The organism is Dankookia sp. P2 (assembly GCF_050632255.1).
Lineage (GTDB): Bacteria > Pseudomonadota > Alphaproteobacteria > Acetobacterales > Acetobacteraceae > Paracraurococcus.
In genome coordinates, this window is the sequence record NZ_CP192581.1 from 5,173,363 (window position 1) to 5,189,299 (window position 15,937).

At 71.6% G+C, this 15,937-nt stretch carries 15 protein-coding genes and 3 pseudogenes; 7 read left to right on the plus strand and 11 right to left on the minus strand.

Annotation, left to right across the window (positions count from 1 at the left end):
- Positions 1–39: 39 nt before the first annotated feature.
- Positions 40–1,467, plus strand: a complete 1,428-nt coding sequence (locus ACQ86J_RS30745; protein ID WP_431268480.1) for an alkaline phosphatase family protein — start codon at positions 40–42, stop codon at positions 1,465–1,467.
- Here the strand turns inward: ACQ86J_RS30745 and ACQ86J_RS30750 are convergent, their stop codons facing one another.
- Both ACQ86J_RS30750 and ACQ86J_RS30755 read right to left on the minus strand, forming a co-directional pair.
- Entirely contained in the window at positions 1,468–1,938 is a 471-nt protein-coding gene (locus ACQ86J_RS30750; protein ID WP_431268481.1) for a DUF5662 family protein, read from the minus strand.
- Complete coding sequence (locus ACQ86J_RS30755; RefSeq protein WP_431268482.1) at positions 1,931–3,319, minus strand: carotenoid oxygenase family protein; 1,389 nt, start codon at positions 3,317–3,319, stop codon at positions 1,931–1,933. Before ACQ86J_RS30755 ends, ACQ86J_RS30750 begins: the two co-directional genes overlap by 8 nt.
- Before the next feature lie 65 nt (positions 3,320–3,384).
- Here ACQ86J_RS30755 and ACQ86J_RS30760 point away from each other — a divergent pair, with 65 nt between their 5' ends.
- Positions 3,385–4,275 carry a DUF1186 domain-containing protein gene (locus tag ACQ86J_RS30760; RefSeq protein ID WP_431268483.1) on the plus strand — a complete coding sequence of 297 codons (891 nt, stop codon included), beginning with the start codon at positions 3,385–3,387 and terminating at the stop codon, positions 4,273–4,275.
- On the opposite strand, the gene ACQ86J_RS30765 is transcribed toward ACQ86J_RS30760, so the two are convergent.
- Positions 4,250–5,383 carry a nitrilase-related carbon-nitrogen hydrolase gene (locus ACQ86J_RS30765; RefSeq protein WP_431268484.1) on the minus strand — a complete coding sequence of 378 codons (1,134 nt, stop codon included), beginning with the start codon at positions 5,381–5,383 and terminating at the stop codon, positions 4,250–4,252. The two genes, ACQ86J_RS30760 and ACQ86J_RS30765, sit on opposite strands and share 26 nt — an antisense overlap.
- Positions 5,384–5,540: 157 nt before the next feature.
- Positions 5,541–5,696: pseudogene (locus tag ACQ86J_RS30770) on the minus strand (amidohydrolase family protein); the annotation flags it as partial.
- A gap of 283 nt (positions 5,697–5,979) precedes the next feature.
- On the opposite strand from ACQ86J_RS30770, the gene ACQ86J_RS30775 reads away from it, so the two are divergent.
- A complete protein-coding gene (locus tag ACQ86J_RS30775; protein WP_431268485.1) occupies positions 5,980–6,330 on the plus strand; it encodes a hypothetical protein in 351 nt (116 codons plus the stop codon).
- Here ACQ86J_RS30775 and ACQ86J_RS30780 read toward each other — a convergent pair.
- Positions 6,325–6,789, minus strand: a complete 465-nt coding sequence (locus ACQ86J_RS30780; RefSeq protein WP_431268486.1) for a hypothetical protein — start codon at positions 6,787–6,789, stop codon at positions 6,325–6,327. The genes ACQ86J_RS30775 and ACQ86J_RS30780 overlap by 6 nt on opposite strands.
- A gap of 31 nt (positions 6,790–6,820) precedes the next feature.
- Positions 6,821–7,840, minus strand: a complete 1,020-nt coding sequence (locus ACQ86J_RS30785) for a LysR family transcriptional regulator (RefSeq protein ID WP_431268487.1) — start codon at positions 7,838–7,840, stop codon at positions 6,821–6,823.
- A gap of 160 nt (positions 7,841–8,000) precedes the next feature.
- Here ACQ86J_RS30785 and ACQ86J_RS30790 point away from each other — a divergent pair, with 160 nt between their 5' ends.
- The 4 genes from ACQ86J_RS30790 to ACQ86J_RS30805 all read left to right on the plus strand — a co-directional run bounded on the left by ACQ86J_RS30790 (position 8,001) and on the right by ACQ86J_RS30805 (position 12,504).
- Positions 8,001–9,539 (plus strand): MmgE/PrpD family protein, encoded by a 1,539-nt coding sequence (locus ACQ86J_RS30790; RefSeq protein WP_431268488.1) that lies wholly within the window; start codon positions 8,001–8,003, stop codon positions 9,537–9,539.
- A 10-nt stretch (positions 9,540–9,549) separates the two neighbouring features.
- Entirely contained in the window at positions 9,550–10,062 is a 513-nt protein-coding gene (locus ACQ86J_RS30795) for a GNAT family N-acetyltransferase (protein ID WP_431268489.1), read from the plus strand.
- Positions 10,059–11,198: a bifunctional 2-methylcitrate synthase/citrate synthase gene (locus tag ACQ86J_RS30800; protein WP_431268490.1), complete on the plus strand. Its 1,140-nt coding sequence runs from the start codon at positions 10,059–10,061 to the stop codon at positions 11,196–11,198. Before ACQ86J_RS30795 ends, ACQ86J_RS30800 begins: the two co-directional genes overlap by 4 nt.
- A 658-nt stretch (positions 11,199–11,856) precedes the next feature.
- Positions 11,857–12,504, plus strand: coding sequence for a histone H1-like repetitive region-containing protein (locus tag ACQ86J_RS30805; RefSeq protein ID WP_431268491.1), 648 nt, complete (start codon positions 11,857–11,859; stop codon positions 12,502–12,504).
- Between the two features lie 70 nt (positions 12,505–12,574).
- Here the strand turns inward: ACQ86J_RS30805 and ACQ86J_RS30810 are convergent, their stop codons facing one another.
- From ACQ86J_RS30810 to ACQ86J_RS30830, 5 genes and pseudogenes are all read right to left on the minus strand, one after another.
- On the minus strand, positions 12,575–13,165 hold the full coding sequence (locus ACQ86J_RS30810; RefSeq protein ID WP_431272592.1) for a nuclear transport factor 2 family protein: 591 nt from the start codon (positions 13,163–13,165) through the stop codon (positions 12,575–12,577).
- A 16-nt stretch (positions 13,166–13,181) separates the two neighbouring features.
- Positions 13,182–13,457, minus strand: a complete 276-nt coding sequence (locus ACQ86J_RS30815; RefSeq protein WP_431272760.1) for a hypothetical protein — start codon at positions 13,455–13,457, stop codon at positions 13,182–13,184.
- A 116-nt stretch (positions 13,458–13,573) separates the two neighbouring features.
- Positions 13,574–13,819 (minus strand): annotated as a pseudogene (locus ACQ86J_RS30820) (nitroreductase family protein); the annotation flags it as partial.
- A pseudogene (otnK, locus tag ACQ86J_RS30825) lies at positions 13,779–15,150 on the minus strand (3-oxo-tetronate kinase). The pseudogenes ACQ86J_RS30820 and otnK, both read right to left, overlap by 41 nt.
- A gap of 31 nt (positions 15,151–15,181) precedes the next feature.
- Positions 15,182–15,820, minus strand: coding sequence for a MarC family protein (locus ACQ86J_RS30830; RefSeq protein ID WP_431268492.1), 639 nt, complete (start codon positions 15,818–15,820; stop codon positions 15,182–15,184).
- Between the last annotated feature and the right edge of the window lie 117 nt (positions 15,821–15,937).

A 15,937-nucleotide genomic window follows, 5' to 3' on the forward strand; every position in this document is an offset into this window, starting at 1 on the left:
ACCGCGCGCGGCAAGCTGCGGCAGGGAAGGGAGCCGCCGATGACCCGCTGCATCCTGGTCGCGCTGGACGGGCTCCGGCCGGACATGGCGAAGCCTGACCTGACGCCGAACCTCTGCGCCCTGGCCGCCCGCGGCACCCGCTTCGCCAATGCCCGCAGCGTCTTTCCCTCCGAGACGCGCGTCGCGACGCCTAGCCTGATCACCGGCTGCCGCCCGGGCGGGCACGGGCTGGTGGCGAACACCGTCTTCGACGCCGCGGTCGCGCCCGACCGGCTGCTGCGCACCAAGCTGGTGGCCGATGTGGTCGCCATGGCGCAAGGCGGGGAAAGTCCGCTGCAGCGCCCCTCGCTCGCCGAGCGCCTGGCGCCCGCGGGCAGGTCCTTTGCCCTGGTCAGCGCCGGCACACATGGCGCCGCGACGCTGCTGCACCCGGCGGTCGAGCGGCTCGGCAGCTTCCGCTGGAATGTCGAGGACACTGAGGGCGCCACCGCGGCGGCGATGCGCGCCCGATTCGGCCCGACACCGTCGGCCGGGGTGCCCAATGCCGCGCGCGTGGACTTCGCCGGCCGCATCCTACTGGAGCACGTCCTGCCGGTGCTGCGCCCCGATGTGGCGCTGCTCTGGCTTTCGGAGCCCGACATCGCCTTCCACTATCTCGGCCTTGGGCATGCCGCGACGCTGGCGGCGCTGCGGGCGGCGGATGCGGTGCTCGGGCGGATCGTCGCCTGGCGCGACGCGCAGCCGGATGCGGCGGAGATCGCCATCATCGTGCTGTCGGACCACGGCCATGTCACCGGCCGCGGCAATCGGTCGCTGCGGGAGGCGTTGTGCCGCGCCGGCTTCCGCGCGGGGGAGGGGATGGGGCCGGGGATCGACGTGGTGGTGGCGCCGGCCGCCGCGCCGGGGATCTGGCTGCGCGACCCGGGCCTGGCGCCGCAGATCGCCGATTTCCTGGATGGCCAGGCCTGGGCCGGCCCGCTGCTGGCGCGCGACCCCACCATCCTGCCACCCGGCCGCGCCCTGCCCTTGGCGGTGCTGGGCAGTGGGCATGCCCGCAGCGCCGACCTCGTCGCCACCTTCGCCGGCAGCGAGGCCGCGGATGGTTGGGGCCTGCCCGGCACCGCCGGCTTCGACACGGCCGACGTGCCGGAGGGCGGCGGCATGCATGGCGGGCTGCACCGGGCGAAGCTGGCGACGGTGCTGGTGATGCAGGGCGGCCCTTGCCGCGCCGGCGCGGTCGCGCAGGAAGCAGCCGACCTGACCGACATCGTCCCCACCGTGCTGCACATGCTGGGGCAGGGGACCGAGGGTATGGAGGGACGCCCGCTCCGCGCCGCCTTCGACGCTGCGGCCGATGCCGCGCCGCTGCCCGAGCTGCTCGAGTTGCATGGCGGCTTCCTGCTGGAGGCGATGCGGGCCGCGCCGGGCGGCCGGCTCTACCCGACCGCGCTGCGCCGGGCGGGCTGATCAGCCCTTCGGCCAGCGCGCCAGGGTATTGGCGATGATGGCTGCCAGCTGCGGCGCAATGGCGTATTGCGCGACGTTGATGTCGAGCCGCACGCCGTCCTCCGGGTGCCGCTCCGCCGCCGCCATCCAGTCGCAGACCATCTCGACCAGGTCGAACAGGTCCATCCCGGCGATGCCGCGGTTGCCGTAGTGCTCGGGGTGGTGGGAATTGGCGGCGTGGTGCCGGGCAATCGGCTCGGCCATCTCGGCCTCCGCCGCGCGGAACTCGGCCGAGCCGTAGCGGATGCCGCGCAGTCGCGGCAGCAGCTGATCGAAGGCGCTCTTCTCCGGCTCGGCCAGCTTACTGGCGTCATGCGCCGCGGCGCGGGCCAGCATGACGGAGAGGAAGGTGCCGATATGGTCGCGCACCCGGTGGATATGCGCGAGCGTCTCGGCGCGGCTGTCATGGCCGCCGGCGGTGTCCTCAGCCATCGGCCGGCACCCAGGTTCCATGGAAGCCGTGCGGCACGCGGCCGGGCAGCGCCACCGTGGCGACCGGCCCAGCCGCGACGTCCTGGCTGTCCAGCACCAGCAGCTCGCTGCGCCCCTCCGTCGCGCGCCAGGCGACCGTCATCAGCCAGCCATCCCCCTCCTCCGCCGCGGCGCTACGGGGGACGAAGACCGCCTCGGACAGCGCATCGCCCGCCGGCACCGTGAAGTGGCGCCGCCCCCGGTCGCCAGGTCGCACCAGGCGAGGGTGTCGAGCCCCTCGCCGCGCGACTGGCCCATATAGGCGCCGTGGCGGTTGGGCAGGCCGGCGCGGCGGTCGTCCATCCGGGGGAACTCGCCGGGCAGGTCGTCCAGCCGCTCGCGCCGGAAGGCATCCGTGCCCGCCGCCGGGTCCAGCACCCAGCGGGTCAGGTGGGCCTGGGTCGCCGCCTTCGGGCTCGGGCTGCCATCGGCACGGGGGAAGAGCGGCGGGGCGGCGAGATTCCATCACATCGGCCAGCACCCGGCCGGCCGCGTCCTCCCAGGCGTTCAGCACGTGGAAGGCGTAGCAGGCCTCCGCCCGGAACCAGCGCAGCGAGGCGACGCCATCCGCCCGTCGCAGCAGTCCGACATGGCCGCCGAGCTCCGGCTCCCAGGCAAAGGCCGGGCCGCCGCGCATGGCCCGCGGCAGGCTGCCGGTCAGCGGCATCAGCGGGAAGAGCACGTGGCGCTCGGTCACCGCGAAATCGTGCACCATGGCGCAGAAGGGCACCGGGAAGCGCTCGTGCCGCGTCACCGCGCCGGCCGGGGAGAGCGTGCCCCAGGCCATCTCGGCGCTCAGCGGGCCGGCGGTGGAATAGCCGAAGAAGACCAGCTCCCCGGTCGCCGGGTCGGCCTTCGGATGGGCGGTGAAGCGCCGTATCTGGCCGCCGAAATCCTCGACGCCGCGGGTTTCCAGCGTCGCCGGGTCCAGCGCCCAGGGCAGGTGCGCCTCCTCCAGCGCCAGAAGGCGGCCGGCATGGTGGACCAGGCTGGTATTGGCCAGGCCGGTATCGGGGATGCCGGTCTCGCGCGCTCCGCCGAAGCCGATCGAGAGGGCACGGCCGGCGGCGCGCTCGGCGAGGAACTTGTCGGTGCGGACCCACCGGTTGCGCCAGGAGGCCCGGCCCTCGCCCAGGGTGAAGCCGTGCACCATGCCGTCGCCGAGGAACCAGTGATGCGCTGCGGGATCAGGCGCGGCAGATTGCGGGTTCGGCCCGTTGCGGAACAGGGTGCCCCGCAAGCCGTGCGGGATCTCGCCGCGAATGGGCAGATCCGTGACGTCGTGCTCGGTGGCGATCGGCGCGTAGTTGCCGCTGGCGAAGAAAGGCTGGGCGTCCTCCATGCGTGGCGCTCCGCGATTCGGGGTTCCTGCGCTACATCGGGCGGCCAGGCGCAAAGGACAGGCCCATGGACGACATCCTCCACGCCTTCGCCTCTGCCGGCGAGGGATTTCCGCGCGCGGCGATGGAGCAGGCGCTGTCCCGCTGGGAAGCCGCGGCGCCGCCGCTGCTGGCGGCGCTGGCGAGCTTTGCCGAGGGACGGGAGCGTGGCGAGGCGGCGGCCTCGGCGGCCCTCCACGTCATCTACCTGGCGGCGCAGGCGCGGGAACGGCGGGCCTTCCCGCTGCTGCTCCGGCTGGCGCGGGACGCGGAGGCGCTGGACGCCACCATCGGCGACGGGCTGACCGAGGATTTCCCCGGCATCCTGGCGGCCTGCTTCGACGGCGACCTGGAGGGGCTGCTGGCGCTGGTGCTGGATGGCGCCGCGGACGAGATGGTGCGGCACGCGGCGATCGAGGCGCTGACGCTGCTCTTCGCCACTTGCGTCCTGCCGATGGCGCGGGCCGAGCCGGTGCTGCGCGAGTTGCACGGCCGCCTCCTGCTGGCCGGCGAAGCGCCCGACTGGGTCTGGGTCGGCTGGCAGCAGGCGGTGGCGATGCTCGGGACTCGCCCCGCTGCGGGCGGAGGCGATGGCGCTGTTCCGCGCCGGGAAGATCGACCGCTCGATCATGTCTGCCAAGGATTTCGAGGCAGACCTGAAGGACGGCCTGGAGCCCGGCATCGACCGGCTGGAGCTGCTGGAGGAGCAGGGCGTTACGCCGCTCGGCGATGTCGTGGAGCTTTTCGCCGAGTGGCAGCGCCTGCGCGCGAGGAGGAGGTGGCGAAGCGGGCGGCGCGCGCCGCGCGGGCAGCCGTTGCACCAACGACCGCGGTGAACCCCAACCGCGATGTCGGCCGCAACGACTCGTGCCCCTGCGGCAGCGGGAAGAAGTTCAAGAAGTGCTGCCTGGCGGCGTGAGGGAAGGAAGGTTGGGGAGGGAAACAGGTATTCCCTCCCCAAGCCCCACCCTTCCCTTTTGTGAGGCGGGTGCCGCCGCGCGGAGGGTGCCAGACTTACAGAAATAGATGAGGGGTTGGACGCATGCGTCCAACGGGGAAAATACCTTCTCCCCCAGCCTTACCTCGGGGCCTGCGCCCCCACCCGTTCGGTGATCATCCCGTACCACTGCGGCCGCCGATGGGCGGCGAAGTTGAACATCTTCTCCTTGCCCTGCCGGCAGGCGTCGAGAATTCACATCCGCCAGGATCACCTCGTCCCCCAGCGTCTTCGCCTGCGCCACCACCATCCCGTTCGGGTCGACGATGCAGGACCCGCCGATCAGCCCGGCGCCATCCTCGACGCCCGCCTTGGCCACCGCGACTGCCCAGGTGGCGTTCATGTAGGCATTGGCCTGGGTGGCGAGAGTCGAGTGGAAGGTGCGCATCTCGGCGCTCTCGCCTTCCCCGCCATTGGGGTCGTAGGCGGCGGAGTTGTAGCCGACCATCACTAGCTCCACCCCCTGCAGCCCAAGCACCCGCCAGCCCTCCGGCCAGCGGCGGTCGTTGCAGACCAGCATGCCGAGCACCGGCGCACCCCATTCGGCCGGGCCGCGCTTCGCGGGGAAACCCATGTCGCCGTACTCGAAATACATCTTCTCGAGTTGCTGATAGCGCTGGCCGGGCTTCACCGAGTCCGAGCCAGGCAGGTGAATCTTGCGGTACTTGAACAGGATGTCGCCGTTCGGCCCCACCGTGACGGCGCTGTTGAAGCGCTGGCCCTCCGGCGTCAGCTCGGCATAGCCCACATAGAAGCCGACCCCGAGCGCCTTCGCCCGGTCGAATAGCGGCTGCACCGCGGGGTTGGGCATCGCCGTCTCGAAGCTCGCCAGCAGTTCCGGGCTATCGCGGTCCATCGGCCAGCGCGGGAAGAAGGTGGTGAAGGCGAGCTCGGGGAAGACCACCAGCTTCGCGCCGGCACCGGCCGCCTGCTCGAGCATCGCGATCATCCGCGCCAGGATCGCGGCGCGGTCGTCGGCCCGCTGGTTCGGGCCCATCTGGGCGCCGGCCACGCGCAGGATACGGGACATGCTCAGTCTTCCCGAGATAGGTGTCGCGGTGCTGGCGGGGGACGAAGCGGCCGGTGCCGGGCCTCGCCAGCACGGTGGTGCCGTCCCAGATGCAGCCCCCGCGCAGCCAGGTGGCGGCGACGCGCGCCTGCATGGCGCGGCCATGGTAGGGCGACCACTTCGCATCCTCGCGGTCCTGGATCGAGGCCTCGTCGAAGCGGAAGGCGCCGCGTTCCAGCACCAGCAGGTCGGCATCCGCGCCGACGCGGATGGCGCCCTTCTTCGGGAACAGGCCGTGGAAGCGCGCCGGACGCTCGGCGCAGTAGCGCGCCATCAGCGTCGGCGGCAGGCGCGCGCTCGGCCAGCAGGGTGTACATCAGCGGCGCGAAGCTCTGCAGCCCGGTGAGCCCGGCGCCGGGGGCGAAGATGTCGCCCTTGTAGACCTTCCGCTCGCGCGGCCAGGGGGGCATGGTCGGTCGAGACATAGGCGACCTTGCCGCGTCGACCAGCCGCTGCCAGACCCGCTCCACCTCCTCGGCGGTGCGGAAGGGTGGGTTGCACTTCCCGAAGCCCTCCAATCGGACCAGGTCCTCCTCGGTCATGCAGAGGGGTACTGGATGCAGGCCTCGCCGCTGGTCTTCGCCCCCTCCATCTGGCGGAAGGCGGCGGCCAGGTCGAAGCCCCGCGCGATCGACGCTGTGCGCGATGTGGACATGGCAGCCGGTTTCGACCGCCATCTCGAAGATCTCGAGGTCGGCCATGCTCTCGGCCAGCGGCGGCCGGGTGCGGGCATGCATGATGGGATCGGTTCGGCCGGCCGCCTTCGCCTCCTCGGTCAGGCGGATGACCAGTTCCTGGTCCTCGTTGTGGATGGCACACATCAGCCCGGTTCGGGCGATCTCGCGCGGAAGGCGGCCAGCATGGTCGGATGGTCGATGCGCGGGAAGCGCACCGCGTCGTATTCATAGGGTGGAGAGCTTGAAGGAGCAGACGCCGGCCTCGGCCAGGCCGGCGATCGCCTCGACGCCGCCCGCCTTGGTGATGGTGCCGTAGAGCGCCATGTCGACATGGCTGGTCGCCTCCACCACCGCGACCTTCTCGCGCAGGATGCCGGCATCGGTGACCGGGCGCGGCACGTCGTAGGGCATGTCGACGCAGGTGGTGACGCCACCGGCGGCGAGCCGACATGGACGCGCCCTCGATCCCCGCCCAGCCGGTGCTGCTCGAGGTATGCATGTGGCCAGTCGACCAGTCCCGGCAGGATCAGCATCCCCGCATGGGTCGGCGGTGGCCGCGGCGGGCGGTGGCGTGCCCTGGCCGAGGCCGGCGATGGTCTCGCCACGGATCGCCACCCAGCCGTCGGGCAGCAGCCCATCGGGCAGCACGAGGTCGCCGAGGATGACGCGATCGAAGGGGGCGGATGGCATGGCGGACTCCGGCGGGGCTGTTGCCGGGATGCTAGGCCGGGCGGGCCGGGCTTCCAATCCGTCGCGGCCCGGCCCGGCCCGGCCCGCTTGCCCGCGCAGGCTGCGGGCCTCGCGGGGTCAGCCGGTTGCGGCGCCGGGGGCGAGGCCGGCGCTGTGCGGGAAGACCCGCTTCGCCACCGCCACCGCCAGCTTCACGCCGCTTCCGAGTCCCGCTCGGCATTCCAGACCAGCGCGACGCCGACGGAGGCCACCGGCCCGGCCAGCTCGCGGAAGCCGACGCCGGGCGGCCGCCAGCACCGCCATGCCGGAGGAGACCAGCGCGACGCCGAGCCCGGCGGCGACGAAGGCGAGCTGCGCCATGGCCGAGGAGACCTCGCGCACCGCCACCGGCTCGAACTCCCGCCGCGCGGCAGGCGCTGACCTGCGCGTCGAAATAGGCCGGGCTGATGCTGCGCGGCAGCAGCATCAGCGGCTCCCGCGCCAGGGCTGAGAGCGGCAGCGGCCCGGGCCGGCCGAGCAGTGCATGCCCCTCCGGCAGCGCCACCACCAGCGCGTCGACCCCGAGCCGCAGCACGCGCAGTGGCGGCCGGTCGCGGTCGAGCCGGGCGAGCGCGAAATCCACCTCGCCGCGGCGCAGCGCCTCGACCGCGTCCGCCGTGTCCATCTCCTGTACCGCCATCGCTGCATCGGGCTGGGTGTCCCGCAAGGCGCGCACCAAAGGCGGCAGGAAATCGAAAAGGGCGGAGGTGACGCAGGCCAGCGCCATCGGCATCTGCCGCCCCGTGCGCAGCTCGCGCGCCAGCGCCTCGACCTGCTTGGCGTCCTCGGCAAGCCGACGGATGACCGGCAGCAGCGCCTCGCCCTCCCGCGTTGGCCGGGCGCCCTTGCGGGTGCGCTCGAGCAGCTTGACACCGAGCTCGGCCTCGAGCGCCTGGATCTGCGCCGAAAGCGGCGGCTGCGAGAGGCCGAGCCGCGCGGCGGCGCGGCCGAAATGGCCTTCCTCCGCGACGGCGAGGAAATGCGCCATGCGGCGGAGGATGCGGAAGTCCATGCGTCGGTGGTCCTGTCGGGCCTGGGCTTGCGCGGTTTCGGCGATACGGAAACCCTATCGGACTACGCCATCATTCGGAATGGACGTATAGCGCCCACGGCAGGACAAAGCCGCCGTCCGACTCGCCACCCGGCCGAACCCAGGGGGAACCACAGCCGCCATGCAGATGCATCCCGTCAAGCTCTACCCATCCAAGGCGCTGCTCAAGCGCGAGGATCAGCTGGCCTGGAAGATGGCCGGCGTCGCCGCCGACAAGGTCGCCGTCGAGCGCGACGTGCAGGCGATGATCATCAACCGGATCATCGACAATGCCTCGGTCGCCATCGCCTCGGTGAACCGCCGCCCGGTCGTCTCGGCCCGCGCCATGGCGCTCGGCCACCCGCGGAAGGGCGGCGCCACCATCTTCGGCATGCCTTCTGCGAAAGGCTTCTCACCGGAATGGGCGGCCTGGGCGAACGGCACCGCGGTGCGCGAGCTCGACTTCCACGACACCTTCCTGGCCGCCGACTACTCCCACCCCGGCGACAACATCCCGCCGATCCTGGCGGTCGCCCAGACCATGGAGAAGTCCGGCAAGGACCTGATCCGCGGCCTCGCCACCGGCTACGAGCTGCAGATCGACCTGGTCCGCGCCATCTGCCTGCACGAGCACCGGATCGACCACATCGCGCATCTCTGCCCCTCGGCCGCCGCCGGCATCGGCACGCTGCTCGGCCTGAAGCAGGACGTCATCTTCCAGGCAATCCAGCAGGCGCTGCACGTCTCGGTCAGCACCCGGCAGTCCCGCAAGGGCGAGATCAGCACCTGGAAGGCCTTCGCTCCGGCACATGCCGGCAAGCTGGCGATCGAGGCCGCCGACCGCGCCATGCGCGGCGAGGGCGCCCCGTCGCCGATCTACGAGGGCGAGGACAGCGTCATCGGCTGGATCCTCTCGGGCCGCACCGAGGCCGACAAGAAGGGCCGCGCCGCCGCCTACGAGCAGGTCTACTACACCGTGCCGCTGCCCGGCCCGGGCGAGGCCAAGCGCGCCATCATGGACAGCTACACCAAGGAGCATTCGGCCGAGTACCAGTCCCAGGCGCTGATCGACCTGGCGTTCCGGATGCGGGAGCAGGTGAAGGACTTCAACGACATCGAGCGGATCGTCATCCACACCTCCCACCACACGCACTATGTAATCGGGACCGGCGCCAACGACCCGCAGAAGATGGACCCGAAGGCCAGCCGCGAGACGCTGGACCACTCCATCATGTACATCTTCGCCGTCGCCCTGCAGGACGGACGCTGGCACCACGTGGACAGCTACGCGCCGAAGCGGGCCGGCCGGGCCGACACCGTGCGGCTCTGGCACAAGATCGAGACCACCGAGGACCCGGAATGGACCCGCAAGTACCACAGCCGGGACCCCGAGGAGCTGTCCTTCGGCGGCCGGGTCGAGATCTTCATGAAGGACGGCTCGAAGCTGGTCGATGAGCTCGGCGTCGCCAATGCCCATCCGAACGGCGCCCGGCCCTTCGGGCGGGAGCAGTACATCCAGAAGTTCCGCACCCTGACCGAGGGCATCATCTCGGCCCGGGAGTCGAACCGCTTCCTGGAGGTGGTGCAGGACCTGGCGAAGCTGCCGGCGGGCGAGCTGCACCTGCTGAACGTGGCGCTGCCGGCGGGCACGCTGCTCGAAGGCAAGCCGGGCATCTTCTGAGGCGATGCGCGTGGCGCGGGCGGCCGATGCGGGCGGTGCGGGCGCGGCGGTGACGCTGCGCCCCGGCCAGCCCGCCGACGCCCCGGCGCTGGCGCAGATTCATCGGGCGGCGCGGGAGGCGGCCTTGCCGGGCCTCCGCGAGCCCTGGGGCGAGGCGGCGGTCGCCGCCTGGCTCCGCGACACGCTGCTGGCGCGCCACCGCGTCTGGGTCGCGGTGGCGGCCGGCAGCGCCATTGCCTATCTCGGTCTCGCCGGGACCGAGTTGCTGCACCTCTATGTCGCGCCCGGCTTCCAGAGGCGCGGCATCGGGGGCAGGCTGCTGGCCGGGGCGATCGCCGCCGCGCCGGGCGGCCTCGCCCTTTATGCCTTCGAGCGGAACCATGCCGCCCGCCGCTTCTACGAACGGCACGGCTTCCGTGGCGCCGAGCGCCGCCCGGCCTCGGCCAATGAGGAGGGGAGCCGGACATCCGCTACGTCCTCGCCCCACGCCAAGTCGCATCTGTCTGAGGAACGCGAACCATGAGCGACACCGAAGCGAAGCCCACCATCTACAAGGGCCTGGTCGGCGTCTATGCCGACGTCTCCACCATCTCCAAGGTGATGCCGGAGACCAACAGCCTGACCTACCGCGGCTATGCCGTGCAGGACCTGGCCGAGAACTGCTCCTTCGAGGAGGTCGCCTACCTGCTCTGGGAGGGTGAGCTGCCCAACGCCGCCCAGCTCGCAGCCTTCAAGGAGGAGATCGCCTCCGAGCGGGAGATCGGCCCTGCGCTGCACCGCGTCATCCGGGAATTCCCGAAGGACGCCCACCCGATGGACGCCATCCGCACCGCGGTGTCCTTCCTCGGGCTCGAGGACCCGGAGACTGCCGACGTCTCCCATGCCGCGCAGTACCGCAAGGCCAAGCGTCTGTTCGCCAAGATCCCGACCTGCATCGGCGCCGCCTACCGCGCCAGCCGGGGCCTCGACCCGGTGATGCCGGATGCAAGGCACAGCTTCGCCGAGAACGTCTTCAACCTCATCCAGGGCCGGGTGCCGCAGCCCGAGGTGCTGAAGTCCTTCGACGTCTCGATGATTCTCTACGCCGAGCACACCTTCAACGCCTCCACCTACACGGCGCGGCTGGTGACCTCCTCGGGCGCCGACATGCACGGGGCGATAACCGCCGGCATCGCCAGCCTCAAGGGGCCGCTTCACGGCGGCGCGAACGAGGCGGTCATGCACATGCTGAAGGAGATCGGCGACCCGGCGATCGCGCGGGAGTGGCTGCAGAGCCGCTTCGACCACAAGGCGCTGGTCATGGGCTTCGGCCACCGGGTCTACAAGTCGGGCGACAGCCGCGTGCCGACGATGAAGAAGTATGCCGAGAAGATGGCGGAGGTGGTGGGCGACCGCACCTGGATGGCGATCTCCCGCGAGCTGGCGGACGAGATGCTGACCAAGAAGAACATCCACCCCAACCTCGATTTCCCGGCCGGGCCCGCCTACCACCTGATGGGCTTCGAGATCCCGCTCTTCACCCCGCTCTTCGTCGCCAGCCGCATCACCGGCTGGTCTGCGCATGTGCTGGAGCAGGGCGCCGACAACCGGCTGATCCGGCCGCTGTCCTGGTACGAGGGGCCGGAGCAGCGCCCCGTGCCGCCGCTGTCGGCGCGTTAAGCGTCGTTCAAACGCCATCGCGCCGCGGCGCGATGGCCACGGACAGGACGGCCGCCGGAGCGATCCGGCGGCCGTTGCCGTCTTCGGCGCAGCGCGCCGCGGCCGCCGGCGATGCGCCTCGGCAAGGCGCTGCGAGAGTCCTCCGCCGGCGTCGCATGACTCGCATCGGCTTTCTTCGCTGCACGATGCGCATCGCACGGCGGCGTGCGCGCACGAAAAAGCGCGACGCGAATTGCGTTTTCGTTTGACATGCAGGTTGCGTGTGCAGATAGCGTGCGATTGCGCATGACGTCGTACGCGATCTCGCGCGAATCGGAATCGCCCGAGCGCAGCGACAGAATGCCGCAGCAGGGAAGGACGGTCCATGGACCGCAGGCAGGATGGGATGGCGGCGCGCTGCGTCGGACAGCCCCGCCATCGCAGGGCAGCAGCTTGACGCCCGGCGAGGGAGACGCGGCGAGCAGGGAAGCGATGCGGCATGCTGCCGCCGATCGCCCGTTGCCGCTTCCTGTCCGCGCCACCAGGACAGCGACCAAACCGGCGCCACGCGCTACGGGATCCGCGCGCCGCCGCCATCGCACGACCGATCCTGCTTCCCCCGGACCGACCATCGATCGGCGGTCCGGCCCTCCACGGAACGCGCAAGGAGATCCTGACCGTGACCGATACCCCCGAGACCCCTGCCACCGGCACCGCCCAGGCGATGGCGATGTCGACCACCCGCCGCACCGCGAAGAAGCCCGCCACCGCGCGCGGCCGCGTCGCGGCGAAGAAGCCGGCGGCGCGCAAGCCCGCCGCGGCGAAGAAGGCCGCGCCGAAGAAGGCCGTCGCCCGCAAGCCGGCCGCGAAGAAGGCCGCGCCGAAGAAGGCCGTCGCCCGTAAGCCGGCTGCGAAGAAGGCCGCGCCGAAGAAGGCCGTCGCCCGTAAGCCGGCTGCGAAGAAGGCCGCGCCGAAGAAGGCCGTCGCCCGCAAGCCGGCCGCCAGGAAGGCTGCCGTGAAGAAGGCCGCGCCGAAGAAGGTCGCCGCCAGGAAGGCGACGACCGCGAAGAAGGCCGTCGCCAAGAAGCCGGTCGCCCGCAAGGCCGCGACCACGCGCAAGCCGGCCGCCAAGGCCGCAGCGCCGCGCAAGGCCGCTGCCCCGAAGGCCGCGCCGAAGCGCGCCGCCGCCGCCAAGGCCGCGACCTCCTCGCGCTCGGAAGCCGCGAAGAAGGCTGCCGCGACCCGCGCCGCGAAGAAGGCAGCGGCTGCCGCTTCGGTCGCCGCGCCGATGCCGGAAGCCATGGGCGACGAGACCTCGTCGACCTGAACGCGCCGCTGATCCCGGCGTGAGGGCGCCGTCCCGCGAGGGACGGCGCCCTTTTCGCGACCAGGTTCAGCTATGCGCGCCGCCCGCCCGCCAGCCAGCGCGCGCCGCGCGCGTAGAGCGCCTCCACCTCCTTCCCCTTCAGCCCCGGCATGTCGGTTTTCACCGCATAGCCGATCTGGGTCTGCAGGTAGGCGAGATGCCGGTAGCCTTCCGGGAAGCGCGCCAGCAGCGCTGGGTCGAGCGCCAGCCGCGCCGCCGGGTCGACCGGGTCCATGCGGTCCTTCTCGTAGATCGGCTGGCGCAGCACGACACCCCATCTGTCGTCCCGCTTCTCGATGAAGTCGTGGAAGCGACCGGTGCAGACCACGTCCACCATAACCCCGTGCACCGCGGCGCGCTGGCTGATGGTCATCTTGGTCTGGGCGATGGCGCGCGTCCCGGCCAGGTCGGCGCTGTGGCCGCCGAGGAAGTGCAGGATGGAGACGCCCTTCTCCCAGCCGGCGATGCTGGCGGCGATGAAGTCGCGCCACGGCGCCTGGCACCAGGTGGCGCACATATAGCCGTCCTCGTGCCAGCAGGTGGCGAAGCGGTCCCAGTCGCCGGCGTCGCGCCAGACCGCCCAGTTCTCCACCAGCGCGCGGATGGCGAGACGGTCCTGCATCCCGGGTCCATGGTGCTCATCCTTTCCAGCCGCCGAGGAAGGCGAACTCCTCGATCGGCCGGCGCTGCCGTGGCGCGGTCTCGCGCTGCGCCAACACCTCCGGCAGCGCCTCGGGCGGGCCGGGCTCACCGACCGCGATGGCGGCGACGGGGTCGAAGCCTTCGGGGATGGCGAAGAGCGGCGCGCGCAGCGGCGCGCGTCGTAGCCCGCCATCTGGTGCGCCTGCAGCCCCATGGACGCCGCGCCTGCAGCGCCAGCTGCGCCATCGCCGCGCCGGTGTCGTGCCAAGCATGGCGGATCGGGTTGCCGTTCGCCGGGTTGTGGCTGCGGGCGACGGACAGCATCAGCACCGCGGCATTGCGCGCCCAGCTCTGGTTGTTCGGGGACAGCAGCGCCCACCAGCCGCTCGAAGGCCTCCGGCTCGGCGTCGCGCCGGGCGACAATCAAATGCCAGGGCTGCAGGTTGTTGCTGCTGGCGGCCCAGCGCGCGGCTTCCAGCAGGCTCTCGAGCGCGCCCGGGGGCAGGGGCGGCGGCGGTAGCTGCGCGGGCTCCAGCGGCGGGCGAGCAGCGGGTCGATCGGGTGGGCTGAGGGGGCGGTGCGGTCCGGGATGCTCATGCGGATGGTCTCCTCCAGCGCCGCGCCACGGCGCCATTCTCACTGAAAGCGGTGTGTGGGGGTGCTTGGCGGGAAGCGAAGGCGATCAACGGCATCCTCTCTCCGCCATCTCTCACACCCCGAATGCCTTGAGGAAGAAATCCCGCGCGCCGAAATTCTCCCGACTTCAGCGCCAAGTGGAGGCCAACCGGTTCCGCATGGGTCCAGGGCACGCCCGGGTCGATCTCCGGCCCGATGCGCAGCGCTGAGACGCCGAGCCGCGAGACCACCGCGCCCGAGGTCTCGCCGCCCGCCACGACCAGCCGCCGCACGCCGCGCGCCGACCAGCCCCTCGGCGATGCTGGCCACCGCGTGCTCGACCAGCGCGCCGGCGGCGTCGCGGCCGAGCTTCGCCTGCAGCGCCGCCACCTTCTCAGGCGGGGCGGACGCTGCGATCACCACGGGGTGGTCGCCGAGCTTGCCCTGCACCCAGTCGAGCGCCTGGGCGCTCAGCGCCGCGGCATCCGGCGTCGCCAGCACGTCGAGCTGGAGCGTATGCGCATGGTCCCGTGCATAGCCGATCTGCCCGAGCGTGGCGCGCGAGCAGGAGCCCGCCACAACGGCCGCATGGCCCTGCATCGGCGGCAGCGCGGCGGCAGCCTCGCCCCGGTCCGGCAGCAGGCCCTTGGCACGGAAATTGGCCGGCAGGCCCATGGCGATGCCCGACCCGCCGGTGATCAGCGCGTGGTCGGCAGCGGCCTCGCCGATCGCCACCAGATGCGCGTCGGTGACCGCATCGACGATGGCGTAGCGCCAGCCGCTTTCCTTCAGCCCGGTCATGGTGTGGCGGATCACCGTCGCGCCCTGCTCGATCACCGAATAGGGCACCAGCTTCACCGTCCCGGTGGTCTGCCGGCCGAGCACGCGCACCAAGTTGGCGTCCCGCATCGGGGTCAACGGGTGGTTCTCCATCCCGCTCTCGTTCAGCAGCTTGTCGCCGACGAAGAGGTGTCCCTGGTAGACGGTGCGGCCATTGGTGGGGAAGGCGGGGTTGGCCAGGGCGAAGCCGCAATCCAGGCGCTTGACCAGCGCATCGGCCACCGGGCCGATATTGCCCTCGTCCGTGCTGTCGAAGGTCGAGCAGTACTTGAAGAAGATCTGCCGCGCGCCTGCCGCCAGCAGCGCCTCGCAGGCGGCCAGGCTCTCGGCCACGGCCTCGGCCACCGGAGCGGTGCGGGATTTCAGCGCGACGATGACGGCATCCGCCTCCGGCAAGGGACCGGTTGGGACGCCGATCACCTGCACCGCGGTCATGCCGCCCTTGACCAGGGTATTGGCCAGGTCGGTGGCGCCGGTGAAGTCGTCGGCGATGCAGCCGAGCAGGGGCATGGTCGTCTCTCCCAAAGGGCGGTGGCCCCTTCTACCCCGCGCCCGGCGCCGCGGCGATCACCCCGAGGATGCGCAGCGCATTCAGCATGATGTTCAGCCCGAGCGCCGCCTGCACCACGCCGAGCACCGTCCCCAGCACCAGCAGCGGCATGCCGAGCCAGCGCAGCACGGCGGAGGCGAAGAGCATTGCTATGAGATTCATTAGCATGATCGCCAGCAGCAGGCCGACGATCGCGCCCTTGTCGGGCCAGCCCGGAGCCAGGGTCATGTAGATGATGACGGCGGCAATGCCGGATGGCGTGACGATGATCGGGTAGGCCAGCGGCATGGCCGCGGCTTGCAGGCTGGGCGGCTCGGCGGCGACGCGCGGGCGGGGGTTGAAGGATTCCAGCAGGCCCTGCAGCGCGACAAGGAACAGCACCAGCCCGCCAGTCAAGGCCAGCACCGGCGGCGGCACGGCGTAGTTGCGCAACGCCTGCACCCCGAGGGTGCCGGCCAGCAGGACGATGCAGGTGGCGAAGAGTGCGCCGCGGACCGCCAGCTTGCGGCGCAGCGCCGGCTCGGCGTCCGCGGTCATGCGGTGAAAGGGGCCAAGGATCTTGATCGGGCCCAGCAGCAGGAAGAAGAAGCCCCAGACCTGCACCAGGCTCGGCGTCGCGCCGCCTCCCATCGCATTCCCTCCCGCAAGCGTGAAAGGAAGTATCGGCACGGCGACAGCGCCAGCGCAAACGGCGGCCCCACTGGCTTGCGTTCAGGGCAGATTCAAGCGTTCACGCTCTCACGCCAT